3 protein-coding genes are annotated in these 3,113 nt (G+C 68.6%); all 3 read left to right on the top strand.

Annotated features, from left to right (window positions below):
• On the top strand, positions 1-1,163 hold a 1,163-nt coding region (locus tag GPA_RS12195; protein ID WP_083809119.1), incomplete at its 5' end, for an alpha-D-ribose 1-methylphosphonate 5-triphosphate diphosphatase.
• A 1-nt stretch (position 1,164) separates the two neighbouring features.
• On the top strand, positions 1,165-1,863 hold the full coding sequence (locus GPA_RS12190) for a phosphonate C-P lyase system protein PhnL (protein ID WP_015540048.1): 699 nt from the start codon (positions 1,165-1,167) through the stop codon (positions 1,861-1,863).
• The gene (gene phnPP, locus GPA_RS12185; protein WP_220149882.1) at positions 1,860-2,753 is read left to right on the top strand and encodes a phosphoribosyl 1,2-cyclic phosphate 1,2-diphosphodiesterase; all 894 of its coding nucleotides are present in this window, start codon (positions 1,860-1,862) and stop codon (positions 2,751-2,753) included. The genes GPA_RS12190 and phnPP overlap by 4 nt, the downstream gene beginning before the upstream one ends.
• Positions 2,754-3,113: the final 360 nt, after the last annotated feature.

The following is a 3,113-nucleotide window of genomic DNA, read 5'->3' as shown; positions in this document are numbered from 1 at the left end:
CGCGGCGCGTTCGTGGCCCCGGCCTCATCGACATCCACTCGGACTACGTGGAGAACGTGGCCTCGCCGCGTCCGAGCGTGGTCATGGACCTGAACACATCGCTGTACAAGGCCGACCGCGAGCTCGTGTCGCATGGCATCACCACCATCTTCCACTCCCTGTCGGTGTACGGCGCGCACATCTTCGATCACAAGCCCATCCGCGACTTCGGCAACGTGAGCGGCCTCATCGAACGCGTGGCCGGCCTGCGCGCGGGCGAGGAGCGCGACCACCTCATCCGTCATCGCCTGCACATGCGCGTGGAGCTGGACTCGGTCGACCTCTACGACGACATCGAGGAGTTCCTGCGCTCCGGCAAGGTGGACCTCGTGTCGTTCATGGACCACACGCCCGGCCAGGGCCAGTACCGCGATCTCCTGCTGTTCGGCGACACGCTCAAGGGGTATCGCGACGTCACGGACGAGGAGGTGCGCGACATCGTCCGCATGCAGCAGGAGAGCAGTAAGATGACGTACGCCCAGATCGCAGCGCTGGCGTCCATCGCGCGCGAACGTGGCATCTCCATCGCGTCGCACGACGACGACAGCGCGGAGAAGCTCGCGTTCATGGACGGCCTCGAGGCGTCCATCTCCGAGTTCCCCATCTCGCTCGACGTGGCCCGCGAGGCGCGCGCCCGCGGCCTGCACACGGTGGCCGGCGCGCCGAACGTGATGTTGGGCCACAGCCATTCCGGCAACTTGAGCGCACGCGAGGCCGTGGAGGCGGGGGCCATCGACGTGCTGTGCAGCGACTACTACCCGGCGGCGCTGCTCGACGCCGTGTTCACGCTGCGCGACGAATGCGGGCTCGACATCGCGCGGGCCTTCGCGCTCGTGTCCGTGAACCCGGCGAAGGCCGCCGGCATCGCCGACGAGGTGGGCTCGCTTGCGGTGGGAAAGCGCGCCGACGTGCTGCTCGTGCGCGAGATCGCCTGTGGCGAGGCGGGCACGCGCACGATGCCCGTGGTCACGCGCGCGTTCGTGGGCGGGCATTCCGTGTTCCGTTCGCACTACCCCGACCAGCCCCTCGGCTACGCCCGCGACCTGGGCGAGCGGATCGACGCCGCCCGAGCCGACGCCGCCCGAGCCGACGCCGCCCGCGCTCTCTTTCCCGAGGCGGTGTAGCATGGCGCTCCTGGAAATCGACGATCTCTCGAAGTCGTTTTTGCTGCACCGCGTGGACCGGCGCATCCAAGGATGCCAGCACGTGAGCTTCGCCCTTGAACCGGGGCAGTTCGTGGGCATCACGGGCCGAAGCGGCAGCGGGAAGTCCACCATCCTGCGCTGCATCTGGCGCACGAACCTTCCCGAGCAGGGACGCATCCTGTACGATTCCGCGCGCTTCGGCCTGCTCGACCTGGCGCAGGCCACCCAGCGCCAAATGCTCTACCTGCGCGCCTACGAGCTGGGCTACGTCTCCCAGTTCCTCAACGCCCTGCCGCGCCAAACGGCCCGCGACATCGTGCTGAAAAGCGCGCTCGAAGCCTACGGCCCCGACGAGCGAGCCCGCGCCGAGGCGGAGACCGAGCGCATGCTGCGCCACTTCGACCTGGACGAGGGCCTGTGGGAGCTCTACCCGCGCACGTTCTCCGGCGGCGAGAAGCTGCGCCTGAACATCGCCGCCGCCATGATCAAGCGCCCGCGCCTGCTGCTTCTGGACGAGCCGACCGCCTCGCTCGACAACGCGTCGAAGCTCAAGGTGCGCACCCTCATCGAGCAGCTGAAGGCCGAGGGCACCACCATGCTCGGCATCTTCCACGACCTCGAATTCATGGAAGGGTTGTGCGATCATGAGTTCAACATGCAGGAAGGGATGATGGCGTGAGGAACGGGCAGGCGAGCTCCAAACAAAAGGGAACGGATGTTTCACGTGAAACATCCGGAGACGCGGCGGCGACCCCAAAGCGGGCAGACGCCGTCGCGCCCGTCGCCGACCTCCACGTGCACACCACTTTGTCGGACGGTTCGGACACCTTCGAGGAAGTGCTCGCCCAGGCCCGCGAGCGCGGCATCGGGCGCGTCGCGTTCACGAACCACGACACCACGCGCGGCCTGGACGGTGCCGTTGTGCTCGGCGAGCGCTTCGGGGTGCAGGTGACGGGCGGCATCGAGGTGAGCGCCTACGACTTCAAGCGCGACCGCAAGGTGCACGTGCTCGGCCTCGGCCTCTGCGAGGACGCCCCCGCGCTCGTCGCCCTCTGTGGCCCGCTCCTCGAGCGCCGCAACGCGAACAGCCTCTGGCAGCTCGACCGCCTGGTGGAGGCCGGCTACCCCGTCGACGCCGAGCGCGCCCTCGCGCTCGGCCGCGCCTCCACCTGCCTCTACAAGCAGCATCTCATGGCCGCGCTCACCGACGAGCCCTACGTGAGCCCCGCCTACCGCGCGCTGTACCGCAGCCTGTTCAAGGACGGCGGCATCTGCGATCGCGACATCGCCTATGTGGACGTCCGCGATGCCGTGCGCGCCATTGCGGAAGACGGCGGCATGCCCGTGCTCGCGCATCCGGGCCAACAGGACAGCTACGATCTGGTGCCCTCGCTGGCAGCCTGCGGCCTCGCCGGCATCGAGCGCCATCACCCCGACCATACGCCCGCCGACCACGCGCGCTGCACCCAGCTGGCCGAGCGCTACAACCTGGTTTGCACCTCCGGCTCGGATTACCACGGTCGCTTCGGCTCCATCCCCCACGTGGGCTACCGCGTTCCCCAAGCCTGACCGCGGCGCCGTCGAGCTTTGCCGGTGCAGGTTTGCCTCCCGCCCGGATGCCGGTTCGTCGGAAAAGCCGTCTTGCGGCGAAAAGTTGAATCGTCGTGGCCGGCCTGCGCCTGCCGTTCGCGCTACACTTACCACCTATGGAAAAGCAAACCTCGCATATTGCTCGGCGCGCCCGGCCCCGCGGCCCTGTCGGCCGCCTTCCCGACGATCCCGTCATCCTCGGACTCGACGTGGGCGGAACGCATACGAAGATGGCGGCGTTCGATTTCGACGGCGAGCTGCTGGGCGCCCACGCGTTCGACTCGCAGCGCGTGCTGGCCGCCGGCTCGCAGGGGAGCATCGCGCACGAGGCCGAGGCGG

This window comes from Gordonibacter pamelaeae 7-10-1-b (assembly GCF_000210055.1).
Lineage (GTDB): Bacteria > Actinomycetota > Coriobacteriia > Coriobacteriales > Eggerthellaceae > Gordonibacter > Gordonibacter pamelaeae.
The sequence above is the reverse complement of the archived record's forward strand: the minus strand, read 5'-3'. Positions and strand labels throughout refer to the sequence as shown.